Source organism: Wenyingzhuangia sp. IMCC45533, from assembly GCF_054111225.1.
On the sequence record NZ_CM134197.1, the window covers coordinates 1624912 to 1644375 of the forward strand.

The window sequence follows — 19464 nt, forward strand, 5'->3', positions numbered from 1 at the left end:
ATTTGTTTCTACACTAATTTTTTAACTTCTTCAAAATCTAAACCTCCATAGTTACCAGAACTCATCAATAAAGTTGCTGTGTTATTTAAGTTCTCAGAAAATAAGAACGATTTAAACTCCGTAGGATTGGTAAAGATAATTAAGTCATCTCTTTTAAAAGCCTCCTTAATTTGCTGCTGAGTAACTTCATTAAGCTGCTTAATAGCGACTGCTTTTGGAGAATAAAATACAACCGCTTTGTCTGCTTTGTCTAAAGCACCTTCATATTCATTTAAAAACTCAGCATTTAAACTGCTGTAAGTATGTAATTCCAAACATGCCAAAACAGTTCTGTCATTATATTGATTTTTTACGGCAGTTGTAGTAGCTGCCACTTTACTGGGAGAGTGCGCAAAGTCTTTAAAAATAACAGAATTTTTACTTTCAGTTATCTTTTCTAGTCGTTTACTAGCCCCCTTAAAACTCTCAATAGCTTCATAAAAATCTTCTTCTCCAACTCCCATGTGCTGGCAAATCCACTTGGCTCCAGCCAAATTTTGTAGATTATGTTTTCCAAAAATTTCTAGAGGCATATCACCTTCGGGAGTATCGAGTAGTGTAATGCCATTTTCTATCTGATAATCGGGAGTTGCGTAAGGGTATTTTTTGATAGGGTGATTAGATGATTCCACTATTTTTTTTACCTCAATATCTTCTTCGTTATACACCATAATTCCACCAGGAGTTAAACTATCTGTAAAAATAGAGAACTGTTCAAGATAGTTATCAAAGGTTGGAAATACGTTGATATGGTCCCATGCAATTCCGCTTAGCAAGGCTATATTAGGTTTATATAAATGAAATTTGGGTCTCATGTCTATGGGGCTAGATAAGTATTCGTCACCTTCTAAAACCATAAATTCGTTTTCTTCTGTAAGGTGCACCATGGTATCAAAACCTTCTAATTGCGCTCCTACCATGTAATCAACCTTAACATCGTGATAGTTTAATACGTGTAAAATCATAGAAGTAATGGTCGTTTTCCCATGAGACCCACCAATTACAACTCTAGTTTTGTTCTTTGATTGTTCGTATAAAAATTCTGGATAAGAGTATATTTTAAGTCCAAGTTCTTGTGCTTTTAACAACTCTGGGTTGTCTGGTTTGGCATGCATACCTAGAATGATGGCATCTAAATTTTTGTTTATTTTTTCTGGGTACCACCCAAAAGTTAAAGGGAGCAAATTGTGTTTTGCTAATCTAGTTTTAGAGGGTTCAAAAATGGTGTCATCACTACCCGTAATTTGATATCCTTTTTTGTGCAACGCAATAGCTAAATTGTGCATGGCACTCCCCCCAATAGCAATAAAATGTATATTCATCTCCTTTAGATCTTTAGATAGAGTAAAGATATAAAATGTATGTTGTCTACAGGCTTGTCGTATGTGTTACTTGTAAAAAAGTAGTTGATAAGAGTTTTCTAGGTCTCACTAGGTTCAATGAATTAGGGTTATTAATTTTATTCTCGACTCCGCTCGAACACCACTAAGTTAAGTTGTCGCTTTATCGTCATGCTGCACTTAATGCGATATCTCATCAACGTTACAAATTTTTGAGTTGACTAGTTTTAATCTACTGTTTTGTTCTCGAGCTCGCCAGAACATCATAAACAAAAAAACGCTGCTTAATTATTCAAGCAGCGTTCTAACTATAAGGTATCGTACAAAAATTTTACTTTTCTACTTTTAAAATATTTTTGATTAACTCTTCAAACTGTTGCTTAGGTAAAGCCCCTTGAGCCATTTGCGGTTTTTCCCCTTTAGGGCAGAATAATAAAGAAGGAATAGAACGAATTCCAAAAGCTCCCGCCAACTCTTGCTCTGCTTCAGTGTCTACTTTGTAGATGTTTATTTTTCCATCATATTCTTTACTTAGGTCATCTAATAACGGAGCTAATGCTTTACAGGGTCCACACCAATCAGCATAAAAATCTACAATTGCAGGAACATCTCCAGCAAAATCCCATTCCTGAGAAGCTTCAAAATTAAATACTTTATCTAAAAAATCTTGTTTTGTTATTGTTTGTACCATGTTAATTATTTTAGGTATTCTTTTATATAATTCACCAAAGTAGTCGTATGAATTACTGAAATATTACATTTCATTAAATTGACAATAAATACTTATGATTCGTTGTCTAAATCCTTTAATGAGAGGTGTTTATTTTATAGCATTTTCTATGATTTCTTTGATGTAAGGACTTTTTTCTTGTGCCAAGATATTTTCCAAAGCCTCTTTATGATCGTCTAACAATTTTTGATTGCTAACTATAATGTTGATGGCTTCTAACTTAATAGCACCGTTTTTCATTGCCAAAGATTTTTGCAAAAACGCTTTTTCATCATCAGTATTAATTCCGATGAACTTTAAAACTAATAATCCAGCCAAAACATCTTTATTGGCAATAGCCTCCTTTAATTTACCAGACAAAACTTCTCTATTAACTTTCTCAGTTAAGGGTCGAATAGAGGCTATCAAAGCAGCTCTGTCCTCGTTAGATCTCGCTTTTAAGTATTTCCCTGCTAAAGGAACAATCACATCAAAAGAAGGGTCGTTTTTTGGAGCAGATTGCTTTTTTTCTTGCTTAGCCCAAGAATCTGTTAAGCCCACAGTTCTATTAAAAATTAGTTGATTAGAATTGCTATCTGTATCTACGCAAAAGTATCCTTTACGTTGAAATTGAAATCTTTCACCAGACTTAGCACTTAATAAACTAGGTTCAACAAAAGCATCAATCACTTTTAATGAGTTTGGATTGATGAATTCTTTAAAATCGATGTCTTTGTGACTGTCAGGAGCTTCATCTTTAAATAATCTATCGTACAAACGAACTTCAGATGTAACAGCATGTTTTGTAGATGCCCAATGAATGGTTCCTTTTACTCTACGTTGGCTGGCTTCTGTTCCAGATCCAGATCTAGAATCCAAATCTGCTAAACAATGAATTACGGTAATATTTCCATTTTCATCTTTTTCAACAGAGGTTGCTTTTACGATATAGGCATTTTTTAAACGTACTTCTCCATCCAACTTCAAGCGGAAAAACTTTTTATTAGCTTGCTCCCTAAAATCTTCTCTCTCAATAAACAATTCCTTAGCAAAAGGAACTTCACGTGTACCCGCATTTTCGTCCTCAGGATTATTTTCAGCCGTTAAAATTTCTTCTTTGTCAGAGGGGTAATTATCAATTACTAGTTTAATAGGGTCTAAAACAGCCATTACCCTAGGAGCAGTTTTGTTTAATTCATCTTTAATGCAAAATTCTAACAAAGCAACATCCGTTACATTATCTCTTTTAGAAATACCAGCAATCTCACTAAATTTTTTGATAGAATTTGGAGTGTAACCCCTTCGTCTCAATCCAGAAATAGTAGGCATACGTGGGTCGTCCCACCCTGCAACGTGATTTTCTTGAACCAATTGTAATAATTTACGTTTGCTCATTACTGTATAACTAATATTTCTACGAGCAAATTCACGTTGTTTAGGCTGTATTTTATTGGTATCTACAACCTGAGCTAAATACCATTCATACAAATCTCTATGACTTTTAAATTCTAGTGTACATAAAGAATGTGTGATCTGTTCTAAATAATCAGATTCGCCATGAGTCCAGTCGTACATTGGGTAGATGATCCAGTCATTTCCTGTTCGATGATGTGCTTTTTTAAGAATACGATACATGATAGGATCACGCATATGCATGTTGTTATGAGTCATGTCAATTTTGGCACGCAAAATAGCCTCACCTTCATCAAACTCACCATTCTTCATTTTTTTAAACAAAGCCAAGTTTTCTTCAACCGAAGTATTTCTGTAGGGTCCCTCAACTCCAGGTTCTGTGGGAGTTCCTTTTTGTTTAGCGATTTCCTCGGAAGATTGTAAGTCAACATAAGCATTTCCTGCTTTAATAATTTCAATAGTCCAATCATATAACTGCTGAAAATAGTCAGAAGAATACAATTCTTTGTCCCATTCAAAACCTAGCCACTTCACATCACGTTTGATAGCATCTACGTATTCTTGTTCTTCTTTGGCAGGATTCGTATCGTCAAAACGTAAGTTAACAGGAGCGTTGTATTTTTCTCCCAAACCAAAATTTAAACAAATAGAGGCAGCGTGTCCTATATGCAAATATCCATTGGGTTCTGGAGGGAAACGAAAACGAAGCTGATCTTGGGATAAACCATTTTTCAAATCATCTTCTATAATTTGTTCTATAAAGTTTAAAGATTTTTTTTCGTCTGCCATTATCTGTTCTAATAAAAAATTAAGAAAACAAAGTTAAAAAACTTCTACAATCTTATGGAATTACTAAAGGATATAATACAGATATATACTTTGTTTAATGAACTGTAAATTATTTGAGAATTATAAGGCAAGATAACTGAGTAGGTTTGATGAGTAGTGTTAAGCAAAACACCCCAATTAGGATTTGGTTTTAGCAGTATATCAACAATTCAAAATAGATGTAATATGTTTGCGATTAAATGTAGATTTGCAATTACTAAAAAGTTTGTTTCAGATGGGAACTATCAAAGTAAAGAATATCAGAATTTATAGCAATCATGGTTGTTTGCAAGAAGAAGCTAAAATAGGTTCACACTACAGAGTAGATGTAGAAGTAGAGGCAGATTTAAGCAAATCCGCAAAATCAGATAAGCTTGCAGACACAGTAGATTATGTACATATCAATAAAATTGTAGAAGAAGAGGTGTTGCAACGTTCTGAATTGCTAGAGCACGTGGTAGATAGAGTTTTGGATAGGTTGTTTAGAGAAATTCCTTTAATTGATAAGGCTACCGTTGCATTATCCAAGCTAAATCCTCCAATTGGTGGGGACGTAGAGGCTGTAACTATAGAAATGACTAAAAAGAGAGACTAGTCAAAAAAAGTATTAAAAGAGTATTGCGTAAACTACATTTTTATGTAAATTTGCAATCGCATTTGGCGTTGTGGCCGAGTGGCTAGGCAGCGGTCTGCAAAACCGTCTACAGCGGTTCGAATCCGCTCGACGCCTCCAAATAAAAACCATCACTAATTAGTGATGGTTTTTTGTTTTACAATTATTTCTAAAATAATGATGAGCGGTCGCGGTCAATATTATATATTGCATAGTAAATTTGCAACGGTGACATTATACCCTATAGAATCTGGAAACTTTAAATTAGATGGCGGAGCCATGTTTGGTGTAGTACCCAAAGCTATATGGCAAAAAACAAATCCAGCAGATGCTACCAATAAAATAGATATTGGTATGCGTTGTTTGTTGATAGAAGATGGAGAACGTTTGATTTTAATAGATACGGGATTAGGCAATAAGCAAAGTGATAAATTTTTTAGTCACTTTGGTCCATGGGGAGATTTTAGTTTAGATATCTCTATGGCAAAATACGGCTTTCACAGAGACGATATCACAGATGTATTTTTAACACATTTACATTTTGACCATGTTGGAGGAGCGATTCAGTGGAGTAAAGATAGAGCTTACTTAGAACCCGCGTTTAAAAATGCAGTATTCTGGTCCAATGCAAATCATTGGCAATGGGCAACAGAACCGAATCCCAGAGAAAAAGCATCTTTTTTATCAGAAAATATCAACCCAATAAAAGATTCAGGCCAGTTAAAATTTGTAGCCATTACAGGAGATAAACAAACAAAAACGTCAGAATTAGGTTTTGGCATATTTTATGCTGATGGTCATACGGAAAAACAAATGATTCCTATCATTAAATACAAAGGACAAACAGTTGTTTTTATAGCAGATTTGTTGCCAACGGTGGGTCATATTCCACTGCCATATGTCATGAGTTTTGATGTGAGACCACTACAAACCATGTCTGAAAAAGAATTATTTTTGAACGAAGCTGTTGAAAATGAATATTTGTTGTTTATGCAACACGATGCGAATCACGAAATTTGTACCGTACAGCACACAGAAAAGGGAGTTAGACTAAAAGAAACCTATACATTTAAAGAAATATTTAATCAATGAAATTAGCAAAGTACACCTCAATTATCACTTTAGGAGTTTTTGTGGTCAGTTGTAATAGCGTTAAAAACATCGCAATTCCCCAAGGAGAGAATAATCCAGTAGTCATTCAAGCTAAACAAGTTTTTAACGAGGATGAATTAAATAATTGGTCGCATTTAGATTTGGCAAAAGATTCTATCCCTGGAATTAGCTTGGCAAAGGCCTACGAATTCTTAAAGAACAAACCATCTGTTGAGGTGATTGTAGCTGTGACAGATTCTGGAACGGATATAGATCATGAAGATTTAAAAGATAAACTTTGGATAAACCCCAAGGAGATTTCTGGTAACGGGAAAGACGACGATAAAAATGGATTTATTGATGATGTACATGGATGGAATTTTTTAGGTTCTACTTATGACGAAACTTTAGAAATTACCAGATTGTACAGAAAGCTAAAACCAAAGTATGAAGGGAAAACATCTATCGATATTAAAAAGAAAGATGCCGATGATTATTTGGCTTTTAAGGCTTTAGAAGAAGATTTTAAAGCGAGTTTGTCTGAGGCTAAGAAAGGTCAGGAGCAATACATGCAATATCAAAATATGTTAAAAGATGCAGATGCTGTGGTTAAAAAGTTGGTAGGTAAAGATACTTATACTTTGGAAGAAGTGAAAAACACCAAATCTGACTTTGATTACGTAAATGCTAAAAAACAAATTGTAGTTAAAATTTTAGAAGCTGGAAGTACTGTTGAACAACAAATAGAGCAAATAGAGCCAGCAATTACATATTACACTTCAAAGGTAAACACTTATTATAATTTAGAATTTGATGGTAGAGCAGGACTGAATGACGATGCTTACTCTATGAAGACTAAAATTTATGGGGATAATAACGTGAAAGATCAGGCAGAAGATGAAATTCATGGAACACACGTTTCAGGAATTATACTGGCCAAAAGGAATAACAATACAGGGGTTAATGGAATTGCAGAAAAAGCTAAGTTAATGGCTGTAAGAGTGGTGCCTAACGGAGATGAGTACGATAAAGACGTTGCTTTAGGTATTAGATATGCTGTGGATAACGGAGCTAAAGTAATTAATACAAGTTTTGGAAAAGGATATTCTCCAAAAGCGAAGTGGGTTTATGATGCAATTAAATATGCAGAGAAAAAAGATGTGCTCATTGTAAATGCTGCAGGTAATGATGCACAAAATATTGATGACAAACCTAGTTTCCCTAAAGATGTTGATAATGCTAAGGAAATAGCTGACAATTTTATTACCATCGGAGCCACGACTCGTTACTACAATGATAACTTGTTAGCTGATTTTACCAATTACGGTAAAAAAAGTGTAGATGTATTTGCTCCTGGTCACGATATATATAACACCATACCTGACAATCAATACAAAATGTTGAGTGGAACTTCAATGGCTTCTCCAGCTACGGCAGGGGTGGCAGCTTTAATACGTTCTTACTATCCACAATTGTCTGCAAGTCAAGTGAAACACATCATTATGAATTCTGGAACTTTGGTTACTAACAAAGTGTTATTACCAGGAGGAAATGGTGAAAAAGTAAAGCTATCAGATATTTCTGTGAGCGGTAGGTTGGTGAATGCTTACAATGCGGTTAAAATGGCAGATGCCATCGTTAGCCAAATCAAATAAATAAAATATTTTTTTAATGATGCCAGCTTGCTTACAGGCTGGTATTTTTATACCTAAGAAAGATGGTGAAAGGATTAATTTTGGGGTTGTTTTTCTGCTCATTTTGCGTAAATGCACAAAACTGGCAACAGAAAGTAGATTACAAAATGGCGATTGATATGGAGTTAGAAACCTATCAATACAAAGGATTTCAGGAGGTGAAATATAAGAACAATTCTAAGGAAGACTTGGCTAAAGTATATTATCATTTGTACAATAATGCTTTTCAACCAGGGAGTGCCATGGACGTTAACATCCAAAACATGAAAGATCCTGACTCTAGAGTTGTAAAAAATATTGGGACCAAGGAAAACCCCATAAACAAAAGTAAGATAGCTTTACTAAAGCCAGAAGAGCAAGGATACATCAAGATATTGAGCTTAACGCAGAAAGGAAAACCATTAAAATACCATATAGAGGGAACTATTTTAGAAGTAGAACTGAATACACCCATAAAAGCTGGCAGGAAAACTTGTTTGGAAATGAGTTTTGAAGGTCAAGTACCTTTGCAAGTCAGAAGATCCGGAAGAAATAACAAAGAAGGTGTGGCTTTGTCCATGACTCAATGGTACCCAAAACTAGCTGCCTATGATGATGAAGGTTGGCATGCGAATCCGTATTTAGGGGCTGAATTTTATGCGGACTGGGGAGATTATGAAGTTGATATTACAATTGATAAAAATTATGTGATTGGTGGTTCTGGATACTTGCAAAATCCTCGAGAGGTTGGGCATGGTTATCAAATTCAAGCTAAACCCTTCAAGCAAAAAATAAAGGACGGTAAGATAACTTGGAAATTTAAAGCTCCAAACGTTCATGATTTCTCTTGGGCTGCGGACGATGATTATCATCATACAAAACATCAAGTTCCCAACGGACCCCTAGTACACTTTTTATACAAAAATTCATTATCAGAAGAAAAAAAGGAATCTTGGGATAAATTGCCTTTGATTATGGATCAGCTATTTGCGTTTTATAATGCGCATGTAGGGAAATACCCTTACAAACAGTACACCGTGATTCAGGGAGGCGATGGAGGAATGGAATATGCTATGTGTACATTAATTACAGGAGATAGGTCTTATAAGAGTTTGGTAGGTGTTGTAGCTCACGAGCTAGCACATTCGTGGTTTCAGTTTTTGTTAGCGAGTAATGAAACTAAACACGCTTGGATGGATGAGGGATTTACCACCTATATTTCCACTAAAATTGAAGATCATATTTTTGAGGAGAAAGTTGATGGATTTGTGAGAATGTATGACAACTACAAAAAATTACGATCTTACGAAATTGAACAACCTTTAACTACGCATGGAGATGCTTATCATTACAGTTATGGGTACGGAATTTCATCTTACAACAAAGGAGCACTTTTTTTACATCAACTAGAGTACATAATAGGGGAAAAGTATGTTATACGTACGTTACAGAAGTATTTTAAAGATTATGCTTTTAGGCACCCCAAACCATCAGATTTTATAAGGATAGCAGAAAAAATCTCTGGTTTGCACTTAGATTGGTACTTGAATTATTGGACTCAAACTACGTCTGCTATAGATTATGAAATTTTCACCCCATTAACAAATACAATTACTTTACATAGAAAAGGCGATATGCCTATGCCTATTGAAGTTGAAGTTGTTTATGAAGATAATAGCAAAGAAGTTTTATACATTCCTTTAGATATCATGAGAGGTGAAAAAGAAATAAATGCGAAGATTCTACCAGATTGGGCGTGGGCAAAACCTACTTACACCTTTGAGTTGAAAAAACCTTTTAAAAAATTGACTGTGGATGCGTTGAACAAAATGGTTGATGTTGATAGAGATAACAACGTTTGGGAGAGAAAATAACATAAGTTGGTGCTCGCTACACGCAAGAAAAATTAATCAGTTAGATAAAAATTAGGAAAGAATTTTGCAATAAGAGTATCTCTTGTTTTAAAGTTTATTTCTTAAATATTATTTGTCATGAAAGGTTATTAAAGGGATGATTTTAAAGTTCCATTTCAATCAAGTCAAATTCACGCTAAGTGAATTTAAAAGAGTATCTTAAACAAACTTTGTTGTACCGTTTAAACAAATTTTTATTCATGATAATTCCATAAAAATTAATGCCTCAACTAAAAACGTTACAACAACTATTAGGTATTGACCTGCCATTTTTAATAGCTCCCATGTTTTTGGTATCTAACACGCAAATGGTAATAGCTGCCATGCAAAAAGGTGGAGCAGGTTGCATACCAGCATTAAACTATAGAAAACCCAAAGAATTACGAATTGCAATAAGAGAAATGAAAGCTCATAAAACTCATAATGGAGCTTTTGGGATTAATATTATTGTTAATGCTTCTAACTTAAAATACAAGGAGCAATTAAAAATTTGTTGCGAGGAGGGAGTAGATTTTATCATTACGTCTTTAGGTAGTCCCAAAGAGGTTATTGTAAAAGCCAAAAGATCCGGGATTAAAGTTTTTTGTGATGTGGTAAATTTGAATCACGCCAAAAAAGCAGAATCATTGGGTTGCGATGCTCTAATCGCCGTTAATAATAAGGCAGGAGGTCACCGAGGGAGTTTGAGCCCTAAAGAATTAATTAAGGAATTGGTAAATAACACTAATTTACCTGTAATTTCTGCGGGAGGAATAGGGTGTAGTAGAGATTTGAGTTTGGTAATGTCTTATGGAGCTGCAGGTGCCTCTATAGGGAGCCCTTTTATAGCTTCTGTAGAATCTCAAGTGTCTGAGGCTTATAAAAATGCCTGCGTTCATTACGGAGAAAAAGATATTGTGATGACTAAGAAAATATCTGGAACTCCCTGCACAGTTATAAATACTCCGTACGTTCAAAAAGTGGGATTAGATGAAACTTGGATTGAAAAAATAATGTACAGATATAGCTTTTTAAAAAAATGGGTGAAGTTGTTGAGGTATTTAAAAGGAACTCAAGACGTAATATCCTCCGCAAAAAAAGTGACTTATAAAAATGTATGGGTAGCTGGTCCAACTATTGAATTTACCAAAGAAATACAGCCCGTATCCAAAATTATAGATAGATTTATAGTCTAAGCACAATTCCTTTATAGTTAGAACGTTATATTTGTGCTGTAAATAACCTTATTATCTAGTTTGTTTTTTGTGAAACACCTTGTTATATATTTATTATTAGTAATCTCTTTAGTTTCTTGTAGTACAAGAAAGGATCGGTTTTTAAATAGAAAATACCACGCTTTAGTTACTAAATTTAACGTTTATTACAACGGTAAAGTTGCTTATGACAAAGGGTTAGGCAAAGTAGAGCAAACTTTTGTAGACGATTATAGAGACATACTACCTATTGAGCCTTTTAGTTTTTATGCCCAGCAAGATTTAGGAGAAGAAGTAGCTCCCATTGGTCAAGAAGATTTTGAACGTGCTGAAGAAAAAGCCGTTAAAGCTATTCAAAAACATTCCATGCTAATTGCTGGTGAAGAAAGAAACAGTCAGATTGACGAAGCCTATTTATTGTTAGGTAAATCTAGATATTATACCAAAAGATTTGGTCCAGCGTTAGAGGCCTTTGAATATATTATAAGAAACTATCCGAGCGCAAGTTTGATATACGAAACGGTTATATGGAGAGCCAAAAGCAATATTCATTTAGGAAATACCAATTTTGGAAAAAAAGCCTTAGAAAGGTTGTTAAAATCGCCCAAACTAACTCCAGAAGCTAGACAGCAAGCAGAGATAGGTGTTGTGATGGCTCTTGAAAAAAATAAAGATAGCTTAGAGCCTATCATAGAGCATTTGGAAAACGCATTAAATGCCTTAGAAAGAGGGTCTGTAGCCTCAAGAGTCGCATTTATTTTGGGGCAGGCTTACGCAGAACAAGGAGATGTGGTAGCTTCTGACAAAGCGTTTGACAGAGCAATAGAAATGCCTAAAGGGTTGTATAAATTTAAAATTCAAGCCAAATTAGAAAAAATCAATAATCATCTTGATGAACTGTCTACAGAAGAATTTCTGAAAAAAATCAATAGACTAATTTTTGTAACTAAAAACAGACCTTACATAGGGGCTTTGTTATACGAAAAGGGATTGATATACGAGGCTACAGATTCCATCACCCAAGCCAAACAATTTTTTACACAATCTATTCAAAGTTCCATACGAGATGTCAATCAAATTATGCTATCGTATGAAAAATTGGGAGATATTTCTTACGACGAAAAAAAATACCCAGTAGCAAAATCATACTATGATAGTTTGGTAGATGTAGCTCAAAACAAAAAATCCAAAACAGTTGTCAGAATTAAAAGAAAATCCAAAAGTTTAGAAAAAGTAGTAGGGCTAGCTTCCGAAGCAAAAGCTAATGATAGTTTGCTGATGATTGCTGCTTTTACAGAGGATAAGGCTAAACTATTTTTTGAAGATTACATAGAAAAAATCAAAGAAGAAGAAAAAAGACAACGTATAAAAGAGTTAAGGGAACTAGCGAAGCAAAACAGAATTGCTTTCGACGACAATTCCGATTGGTATTTTTATAATAACACACAGAGAACCAAAGGGAAAGATGCTTTCTTAGAATTGTGGCAAGTAACTACTCGAAGTAAAAATTGGTATGCGAAATCTTTGAATAGAAAACGAATATTAGAAGAGGTTGAAAATGACACATTATCAACAGAAAAAATAGAGATTTCTAACAAGTACGAAGTAGCTTATTACTTGGATAGAATTGATAGAAGTCCTAGGTTTTTAGATAGCATTGCTAAGAGTAGAAACTTAAATTACTATGAATTGGGGAATGCGTACTACAGCCAATTAGGAGAGAAAGATTTGGCTGTTGAAAAACTAAAAGATTTGGTAAATTTTAACCCCAGAAAAGACTTAACAATTGGAGCCTTTTACAGATTATTTAAAATTTATAACGAATCTGGTGAGGTGGCAAATGCCAACGTATATAAACAAAAGCTATTATCAGAATTTCCAAATTCGTCGTTTGCGCATTTAGTTGCGAATGACAATAGCGAATCCGAAGCTAAAAATATAGATGCTTATCAAGAGTGCTATCAAATCATATACGATTTGTATACAGTAAATTCCATTGCAGCAGCTCAGGAGGAAATGAGACAAGCCTTACAATCTTACGGAGACAGCCCTTTAGCGGCAAAGTACGCGTTGTTAAATGCTTATTTGCAAGCGAAAACCAAGGGGCAAAAAGCTTTTAACCAGTTACTAAAAGAAATTAAGTTACGATATCCGAACACGGTAGAAGCTAAAAAGGCAGAAGAATTATTAAATAACGGTGGAGCTATTTAATTGTTAGAAAAATTGAGTTTTTCGATACGGTTTTATAATAACAATCATCTACAAATGACCATTTTAAAAACGGTATCATCGTGCATCGAACTGATGTTAAAGAATAAATAATTAACTTTGGGCTAGTTATTATTAAAAAGTCATCTAATTTTATGTTTAGTTCTGATAAAAAGAAAAACAGTAGCATGCGAGAATCTTCAATCACGGAAAGAAATAGAATTTCCAAGAAAACTATTTTTAAGGGTACTATAGAATCCGAAGGGAATTTTAGAATTGATGGAACTATTGAAGGAGAATTGATTACTACAGGAAAAGTAATTATAGGTCCTGAAGGAAAAATTGTAGGTAAAGTAAAATGTGTAAATGCTGATGTAGAAGGTGTTTTTGAAGGTCATTTAGAGGTTAAAAATTCTTTGTGTTTAAAACCTACTGCAAATATGTCTGGTGAGGTTTTTATGGAGAGTTTAACAGTAGAACCAGGGGCTATATTCAATGCCAATTGTAGAATGTTAAGCTCGGTTAAAGAGTTAAACGCAAAACCATTCAATGAATCAGAAGCAAGAGCCCAAAACCCAAACATTTCGGAAGTTTCTTAGATTTTCTGGAATTGGTGTGCAATTAGGAGTCATGATGTATTTATCTTCCTTACTAGGAGGCAAAGTTGATGTGTATTATGGTTTTGAAAAACCATGGATAACCCTTCTATTAATCATTCTTTCATTAATTGTTTTCGTGTGGAATTTAATGAGACAATTAAACAAACTTAACAACGAATAAAGCTTTAAATGGCAAATTTTAAAAACGCTCTAATTTTTATAGCTATCAACATCATTGCTTTTGCATTGCATTATTGGGCTAACTTAAGAATGGAAACATCAACACAATGGGTGGTAGTGAGTATCCCTATTTCTTATGCAACTAACGCTTTACTTTCGTTATCTATTTGCGTATCCATCTTTTTTTTAAATAGAAATTTTGAAGCACAGATAGGTTTTATTTTTTTAGGGCTTAGTGTTTTAAAAATGCTGATTTTATTTTTTGTTTTAAATCCCACAAATGCTTCAGGGGAAGTAGAAACCAAAGATGCTTTATCTCTGTTTGTTCCGTTCGGAATAAATTTGGTTATGGAGCAACTTTTTATTGTAAAATTATTGAAGATTAGCGATTTAACTAAAACTTTTAAAAAGGAATAAAGATTTAGATTTTTGCACAAAACAATGTTAGAAACATATAGTTATTTTAAATTATTGTTTACATTTGCACAAATTTTGAAAACAATCAATATTCTAGAGAGAATGATAGTAAAATTAAATCTAAAGGTTTTAGTGGTATTTATGTTAGCATTGATACCGTTTACAAGTCAGGCAAACGATGATCAGCATCATGAGGCTGAAAGTCATCACACAGAAGTAGCACACCAAGCGAGTGAAAACCTTGGTGTAGAACACAACTCTCATCATGCTGCTGGATCTAATGACGGAATCAGTACTCAAGAAGAAATTACAGCTTACTCTCAACATCACTTAGCAGATTCTCACGATTTTATTTTCTTTTCAGACGAAAAAACAGGACATCATTACGGTTTTTCTTTACCCGTTATTTTGTTAGACGAAGGTTTAAAAGTTTTTATGTCTTCTGAATTTCACCACGGAGAAGCAGTAGTTTCTAAGGGTGATAAACATTATGTTTTAGAGCACGGTAAAATTTATAATTCTGATGCGCAAGGTAATTTGATTGAAGACGAACACGGACATCACGTTCACCCGTTAGATCTTTCTATTACTAAAAATGTGTTTTCAATTTTGGTAATATCAATCATTATGTTTTTGTTATTCGTAAGCTTGGCTAACGGATATAAAAAAGGACCAATTCCAACAGGAGTATCAAGAGTTTTAGAACCTCTAGTTCTTTTTGTAAGAGATGAAATAGCAAGACCCAATATTGGAGAAAAGAAATACCGTAAGTTTATGGGGTTTTTATTAACAGTGTTTTTCTTTATTTGGATTACAAACTTATTAGGGTTAACCCCTTTAGGAATTAATGTAACAGGTAACATTGCAGTAACAGTTTGTTTAGCATTGTTTACATTCTTTATCGTGCAGTTTAGTGCTAATAAAGGTTATTGGAAGCATATTTTTTGGATGCCTGGAGTGCCAGTTCCTATGAAAATAGTTTTAGCACCTATTGAAGTTTTAGGAATGTTTACCAAGCCTTTCTCTTTATTAATCCGTTTATTTGCAAACATTACCGCAGGTCACACAGTAGTAATGGGATTAATAGCTTTAATCTACACAGGTAAAGCATTATTAGGTACAGGAGGAAGTATAGGAGTATCGTTATTGTTAACATTGTTTATCAATGTTATAGAGTTATTGGTTGCTTTTTTACAAGCGTACATTTTTACAATGTTATCATCATTGTTTATTGGTATGGCTGTAGAAGAACATGACCATCACTAAAAAGAAATTTTTTGTTTAATTATATATAAATCAATTATTATGGCAATCCCAGGATTAGTAGGAGCAGGTTTAATCGTTATTGGAGCAGGTTTAGGTTTAGGTAAGATTGGTGGATCAGCAATGGAAGCTATCGCACGTCAACCAGAAGCAGCTAACAAGATTCAAACTGCAATGATTATTATTGGTGCATTATTAGAAGGTTTAGCATTTGGTGCTTTAATCTTAGGAAAATAATCACTAAGAAAAATTAATACTATCTGTAACGGTTGGTTACAGATAGTATTTTTAAACAAAAAAATAAAAGAAACTATATTAAATTTTTTACATAGATGGATAAGTTAATTAACGATTTTTCATTTGGTCTATTTTTCTGGGTAGCAATTATCTTTGTTATTTTAATTGTATTAATGCGTAAGTTTGCTTGGAAGCCAATTTTAGAAGCATTAAATGCAAGAGAAGAAGGTATTTCTAACGCGTTAAAAGCTGCTGAAAATGCTAAACAAGAGTTAGCGCAATTAAATGCTGATAACGAAAGAATTTTAAAAGAAGCTAGAGCAGAAAGAGACACTATGTTAAAAGAAGCTCGTGAAATTAAAGATAAGATTGTTGCTGATGCTAAAGAAGAAGCAAATGGGCAGGCAGAAACAATTATTACAAATGCTAAAAAAGCCATTGAAGTAGAAAAGAATGCAGCATTAGCAGAGTTAAAATCTCAGGTTGCCGGAATTTCTATAGCGATTGCTAAAAAAGTTATCAAAAGCGAATTAGCTTCAGAAGCTTCTCAATTAGAATTGGTAGAAAAGTCTTTAAAAGAAGTTACTTTAAACTAATATAAAGTATGAGCACAAGAGCAGCAATACGTTATGCCAAAGCAGTTTTAAACCTTGCTAAAACAGATAATAGCGAAGAGGCAGTATACAAAGATATGCAGTTGATTGAAGCTACTATTCAAGAGAGTAAAGATTTAAAGGTCTTATTGAACAGTCCAATTATCAAACTATCAGACAAAGTAAATGCTTTAGAAGCTATTTTTGCAAAACAGATAAACAACTATTCTTTAGGTTTAATTAAACTTTTAGCAAATAATAAAAGGTTAAATGTTCTAGAAACAGTAGCTAGTGATTATCAAGTAATTTACGATCACTTAAAGTCTATTGACGTAGCCAAAGTAACTACGGCTGTTCCTATTACACCTGCCATTAAAGAGCAAGTAATTGCTAAAGTTAAAGAACTAACAGGTAACGAGACTACTCTAACAAATGAAGTAAATCCTGATATTATTGGGGGATTCATTTTAAGAGTTGGAGACCTTCAGTACGATGCAAGTTTGGCAAAAAGTTTAAGAGAATTAGAAAAAAGTTTTGACGATAGTCATTACGAAGCAAAAATTTAAAAATTACATCAAATAACAAATAAAGATGGCAGCAATAAAACCAGCTGAAGTTTCAGCAATTTTACAAGAGCAGCTAACTAATTTTGAAGCAACAGGTTCTTTAAATGAAGTTGGTACTGTATTACAAATTGGAGATGGAATTGCACGTGTATACGGATTAGCAAATGTGCAGTACGGAGAACTAGTTGAATTTGAATCAGGATTACAAGGAATTGTATTAAACTTAGAGGAAGATAATGCAGGTGTTGTATTATTAGGTTCTTCTTCGGAAGTAAAAGAAGGTTCAACGGTAAAGAGAACTGAAAAAATAGCCTCTATCAACGTAGGTGAAGGTATTGTAGGACGTGTAGTTGATACTTTAGGAACTCCTATTGATGGAAAAGGACCTATAGCTGGAGAAACTTTTGAAATGCCATTAGAGCGTAAAGCTCCTGGGGTAATTTTTAGAGAACCTGTAACTGAGCCATTACAAACAGGTATTAAATCTGTAGATGCCATGATTCCTGTGGGACGTGGACAACGTGAGTTGATTATTGGAGACCGTCAAACGGGTAAATCTACGGTTGCTTTAGATACCATCTTAAATCAAAAAGAATTTTACGATGCTGGGAAGCCAGTTTATTGTATTTATGTAGCTATTGGGCAAAAAGCTTCAACAGTTGCGGGTATTGTTAATTTATTAGAAGAAAAAGGTGCTTTGGCATATACAACAGTAGTGGCTGCCAACGCTTCTGATCCTGCTCCAATGCAGGTATACGCTCCGTTTGCAGGTGCTGCCATTGGAGAATATTTCCGTGATACTGGTAGACCTGCATTAATTGTTTATGATGATTTATCTAAACAAGCAGTGGCTTACCGTGAGGTATCTTTATTATTAAGAAGACCACCGGGACGTGAGGCATACCCTGGAGATGTTTTCTACTTACACTCAAGATTATTAGAGCGTGCTGCTAAAGTAATTGGAGATGATCAAATTGCTTCTCAAATGAATGATGTTCCTACTTCTTTAGTAGGTAAGATCAAAGGAGGAGGGTCAATCACAGCATTGCCAATTATTGAGACTCAAGCAGGTGACGTTTCTGCATATATTCCAACAAACGTAATTTCTATTACTGATGGGCAAATTTTCTTAGATGGAGATTTATTTAACTCAGGAGTTCGTCCAGCTATTAACGTAGGTATTTCTGTATCTCGTGTTGGGGGTTCTGCTCAGATTAAGTCTATGAAGAAAGTATCGGGTACTTTAAAGTTAGATCAAGCTCAGTTCCGCGAATTAGAGGCATTTGCTAAGTTTGGTTCGGATTTAGATTCTGCTACTTTGTCTGTCATTGAAAAAGGACAACGTAACGTAGAAATTTTAAAGCAAGCGCAAAACGATCCTTACACAGTAGAAGATCAAATTGCTATTATTTACGCAGGTTCTAAAAACTTACTAAAATCTGTGCCTGTAAATAAAGTAAAAGAATTTGAAGCTGATTACATTGAGTATTTAAATGCTAAGCACAGAGACGTATTAGATTCTTTAAAGTCAGGTAAATTAGAGCAATCTTCTTTAGACGTTTTAGAAGCTACGGCTGCTGAAATTTCATCAAAATACAAATAAAAAGTCTTTAGTACTGAGTACATTGTATTCAGTACTTGATTTATATATGTTTTTAGTGAGAGTCTTTGGACTTTGTACTAGTTACTAAATACTAAAATAGAATGGCAAACTTAAAAGAAATTAGAAACAGAATTACTTCTATTGGCTCTACGATGAAAATCACGAGTGCCATGAAGATGGTATCTGCTGCAAAGTTAAAAAAAGCACAGGACGCTATTACTGCTATGCGACCTTATGCTGATAAATTAACGGAACTATTACAAAATTTGAGTGCTACTTTAGATAGCGAAAACGGAGGAACGTTTGCAGAGCAGAGAGAAGTTTCTAAAGTATTACTTGTTGTGATTTCTTCTAACAGAGGATTGTGTGGTGGTTTTAATACTTCTATCATCAAAAAAACAGAGCAGGTTATTTCTGAAAAATATCAAGGTAAAGAAGTTTCTCTATATACAATTGGTAAAAAAGCGAACGATATTTTATCAAAAAAATATGATGTTTTAACCAACAACGTGGCCATTTATGATGAATTAACTTTTAATAATGTAACTGTAATTGCAGAAGAGTTAATGGAGTTATTTGCGAATGGAGATTTTGATAAAATTGAAATTATCTATAATGTGTTTAAAAATGCAGCTACTCAAATAGCTACTTTAGAGCAGTTTTTACCAATAAAACCTGTAGAAGTAGAAGGAAGCGTATCTTCTGATTATATTTTTGAACCTACTAAAGAAGAAATTGTGGAAGCTTTAATTCCTAAGTCTCTAAAAACACAATTATACAAAGCTATTCGCGATTCTTTTGCGGCTGAGCACGGTGCACGTATGACAGCCATGCATAAAGCAACAGATAATGCTAAAGATTTGCGAGACGGATTGTTGCTAACTTACAATAAGGCACGTCAAGCGGCTATTACCGGCGAAATTTTAGAAATTGTTGGTGGAGCAGAAGCATTGAACAATTAGACGAAGTAAAAGCTGTAAATAGT

At 34.0% G+C, this 19464-nt stretch carries 18 protein-coding genes and 1 tRNA gene; 16 read left to right on the forward strand and 3 right to left on the reverse strand.

Going from position 1 to position 19464, the window contains the following annotated elements:
• Positions 1–8 precede the first annotated feature (8 nt).
• The 3 genes from ACXGQW_RS07075 to ACXGQW_RS07085 form a co-directional block, all read right to left on the reverse strand.
• Entirely contained in the window at positions 9–1361 is a 1353-nt protein-coding gene (locus tag ACXGQW_RS07075) for a UDP-N-acetylmuramate--L-alanine ligase (RefSeq protein ID WP_457821426.1), read from the reverse strand.
• A gap of 349 nt (positions 1362–1710) precedes the next feature.
• Positions 1711–2070, reverse strand: coding sequence for a thioredoxin (trxA, locus tag ACXGQW_RS07080; RefSeq protein WP_457821428.1), 360 nt, complete (start codon positions 2068–2070; stop codon positions 1711–1713).
• 129 nt (positions 2071–2199) lie between these two features.
• Positions 2200–4290 (reverse strand): glutamine--tRNA ligase/YqeY domain fusion protein, encoded by a 2091-nt coding sequence (locus ACXGQW_RS07085; protein WP_457821430.1) that lies wholly within the window; start codon positions 4288–4290, stop codon positions 2200–2202.
• Positions 4291–4564: 274 nt separating this feature from the next.
• Here ACXGQW_RS07085 and folB point away from each other — a divergent pair, with 274 nt between their 5' ends.
• The 16 genes from folB to atpG all read left to right on the forward strand — a co-directional run bounded on the left by folB (position 4565) and on the right by atpG (position 19441).
• On the forward strand, positions 4565–4924 hold the full coding sequence (folB, locus tag ACXGQW_RS07090) for a dihydroneopterin aldolase (protein ID WP_457821432.1): 360 nt from the start codon (positions 4565–4567) through the stop codon (positions 4922–4924).
• A gap of 64 nt (positions 4925–4988) precedes the next feature.
• Positions 4989–5062, forward strand: a tRNA-Cys gene (locus ACXGQW_RS07095).
• 108 nt (positions 5063–5170) lie between these two features.
• Positions 5171–6034, forward strand: coding sequence for an MBL fold metallo-hydrolase (locus ACXGQW_RS07100; protein ID WP_457821434.1), 864 nt, complete (start codon positions 5171–5173; stop codon positions 6032–6034).
• Positions 6031–7689 (forward strand): S8 family peptidase, encoded by a 1659-nt coding sequence (locus ACXGQW_RS07105; protein ID WP_457821436.1) that lies wholly within the window; start codon positions 6031–6033, stop codon positions 7687–7689. Before ACXGQW_RS07100 ends, ACXGQW_RS07105 begins: the two co-directional genes overlap by 4 nt.
• 62 nt (positions 7690–7751) lie before the next feature.
• The gene (locus ACXGQW_RS07110) at positions 7752–9581 is read left to right on the forward strand and encodes a M1 family metallopeptidase (RefSeq protein WP_457821438.1); all 1830 of its coding nucleotides are present in this window, start codon (positions 7752–7754) and stop codon (positions 9579–9581) included.
• Between the two features lie 260 nt (positions 9582–9841).
• On the forward strand, positions 9842–10795 hold the full coding sequence (locus tag ACXGQW_RS07115) for an NAD(P)H-dependent flavin oxidoreductase (protein WP_457821440.1): 954 nt from the start codon (positions 9842–9844) through the stop codon (positions 10793–10795).
• Between the two features lie 69 nt (positions 10796–10864).
• Positions 10865–13024 (forward strand): type IX secretion system periplasmic lipoprotein PorW/SprE, encoded by a 2160-nt coding sequence (gene porW / locus ACXGQW_RS07120; protein WP_457821442.1) that lies wholly within the window; start codon positions 10865–10867, stop codon positions 13022–13024.
• Positions 13025–13209: 185 nt separating this feature from the next.
• Positions 13210–13620 carry a bactofilin family protein gene (locus ACXGQW_RS07125; protein ID WP_457821444.1) on the forward strand — a complete coding sequence of 137 codons (411 nt, stop codon included), beginning with the start codon at positions 13210–13212 and terminating at the stop codon, positions 13618–13620.
• Between the two features lie 34 nt (positions 13621–13654).
• Positions 13655–13801 carry a hypothetical protein gene (locus ACXGQW_RS07130; protein ID WP_457824194.1) on the forward strand — a complete coding sequence of 49 codons (147 nt, stop codon included), beginning with the start codon at positions 13655–13657 and terminating at the stop codon, positions 13799–13801.
• 8 nt (positions 13802–13809) lie between these two features.
• Positions 13810–14217 carry a DUF6168 family protein gene (locus tag ACXGQW_RS07135; protein ID WP_457821446.1) on the forward strand — a complete coding sequence of 136 codons (408 nt, stop codon included), beginning with the start codon at positions 13810–13812 and terminating at the stop codon, positions 14215–14217.
• Positions 14218–14319: 102 nt separating this feature from the next.
• A complete protein-coding gene (atpB, locus tag ACXGQW_RS07140) occupies positions 14320–15483 on the forward strand; it encodes a F0F1 ATP synthase subunit A (protein WP_457821448.1) in 1164 nt (387 codons plus the stop codon).
• Positions 15484–15522: 39 nt separating this feature from the next.
• The gene (atpE, locus tag ACXGQW_RS07145; protein WP_457821450.1) at positions 15523–15717 is read left to right on the forward strand and encodes an ATP synthase F0 subunit C; all 195 of its coding nucleotides are present in this window, start codon (positions 15523–15525) and stop codon (positions 15715–15717) included.
• Between the two features lie 95 nt (positions 15718–15812).
• Positions 15813–16313: a F0F1 ATP synthase subunit B gene (locus tag ACXGQW_RS07150; RefSeq protein WP_457821452.1), complete on the forward strand. Its 501-nt coding sequence runs from the start codon at positions 15813–15815 to the stop codon at positions 16311–16313.
• 8 nt (positions 16314–16321) lie between these two features.
• On the forward strand, positions 16322–16876 hold the full coding sequence (gene atpH / locus ACXGQW_RS07155) for an ATP synthase F1 subunit delta (protein WP_457821454.1): 555 nt from the start codon (positions 16322–16324) through the stop codon (positions 16874–16876).
• A gap of 25 nt (positions 16877–16901) precedes the next feature.
• Positions 16902–18479: a F0F1 ATP synthase subunit alpha gene (gene atpA / locus ACXGQW_RS07160; protein ID WP_457821456.1), complete on the forward strand. Its 1578-nt coding sequence runs from the start codon at positions 16902–16904 to the stop codon at positions 18477–18479.
• A 101-nt stretch (positions 18480–18580) separates the two neighbouring features.
• Positions 18581–19441 carry an ATP synthase F1 subunit gamma gene (atpG, locus tag ACXGQW_RS07165; RefSeq protein WP_457821458.1) on the forward strand — a complete coding sequence of 287 codons (861 nt, stop codon included), beginning with the start codon at positions 18581–18583 and terminating at the stop codon, positions 19439–19441.
• Positions 19442–19464: the final 23 nt, after the last annotated feature.

What these genes read in the sequence shown, in the direction of transcription:
- ACXGQW_RS07075 (WP_457821426.1), bottom strand. Translation starts at nt 1,361, where the DNA reads ATGAATATACATTTTATTGCTATTGGGGGGAGTGCCATGCACAATTTA.
- trxA (WP_457821428.1), bottom strand. Translation starts at nt 2,070, where the DNA reads ATGGTACAAACAATAACAAAACAAGATTTTTTAGATAAAGTATTTAAT.
- ACXGQW_RS07085 (WP_457821430.1), bottom strand. Translation starts at nt 4,290, where the DNA reads ATGGCAGACGAAAAAAAATCTTTAAACTTTATAGAACAAATTATAGAA.
- folB (WP_457821432.1), top strand. Translation starts at nt 4,565, where the DNA reads ATGGGAACTATCAAAGTAAAGAATATCAGAATTTATAGCAATCATGGT.
- ACXGQW_RS07105 (WP_457821436.1), top strand. Translation starts at nt 6,031, where the DNA reads ATGAAATTAGCAAAGTACACCTCAATTATCACTTTAGGAGTTTTTGTG.
- ACXGQW_RS07110 (WP_457821438.1), top strand. Translation starts at nt 7,752, where the DNA reads ATGGTGAAAGGATTAATTTTGGGGTTGTTTTTCTGCTCATTTTGCGTA.
- ACXGQW_RS07115 (WP_457821440.1), top strand. Translation starts at nt 9,842, where the DNA reads ATGCCTCAACTAAAAACGTTACAACAACTATTAGGTATTGACCTGCCA.
- ACXGQW_RS07125 (WP_457821444.1), top strand. Translation starts at nt 13,210, where the DNA reads ATGCGAGAATCTTCAATCACGGAAAGAAATAGAATTTCCAAGAAAACT.
- ACXGQW_RS07130 (WP_457824194.1), top strand. Translation starts at nt 13,655, where the DNA reads ATGTATTTATCTTCCTTACTAGGAGGCAAAGTTGATGTGTATTATGGT.
- ACXGQW_RS07135 (WP_457821446.1), top strand. Translation starts at nt 13,810, where the DNA reads ATGGCAAATTTTAAAAACGCTCTAATTTTTATAGCTATCAACATCATT.
- atpB (WP_457821448.1), top strand. Translation starts at nt 14,320, where the DNA reads ATGATAGTAAAATTAAATCTAAAGGTTTTAGTGGTATTTATGTTAGCA.
- atpE (WP_457821450.1), top strand. Translation starts at nt 15,523, where the DNA reads ATGGCAATCCCAGGATTAGTAGGAGCAGGTTTAATCGTTATTGGAGCA.
- ACXGQW_RS07150 (WP_457821452.1), top strand. Translation starts at nt 15,813, where the DNA reads ATGGATAAGTTAATTAACGATTTTTCATTTGGTCTATTTTTCTGGGTA.
- atpH (WP_457821454.1), top strand. Translation starts at nt 16,322, where the DNA reads ATGAGCACAAGAGCAGCAATACGTTATGCCAAAGCAGTTTTAAACCTT.
- atpA (WP_457821456.1), top strand. Translation starts at nt 16,902, where the DNA reads ATGGCAGCAATAAAACCAGCTGAAGTTTCAGCAATTTTACAAGAGCAG.
- atpG (WP_457821458.1), top strand. Translation starts at nt 18,581, where the DNA reads ATGGCAAACTTAAAAGAAATTAGAAACAGAATTACTTCTATTGGCTCT.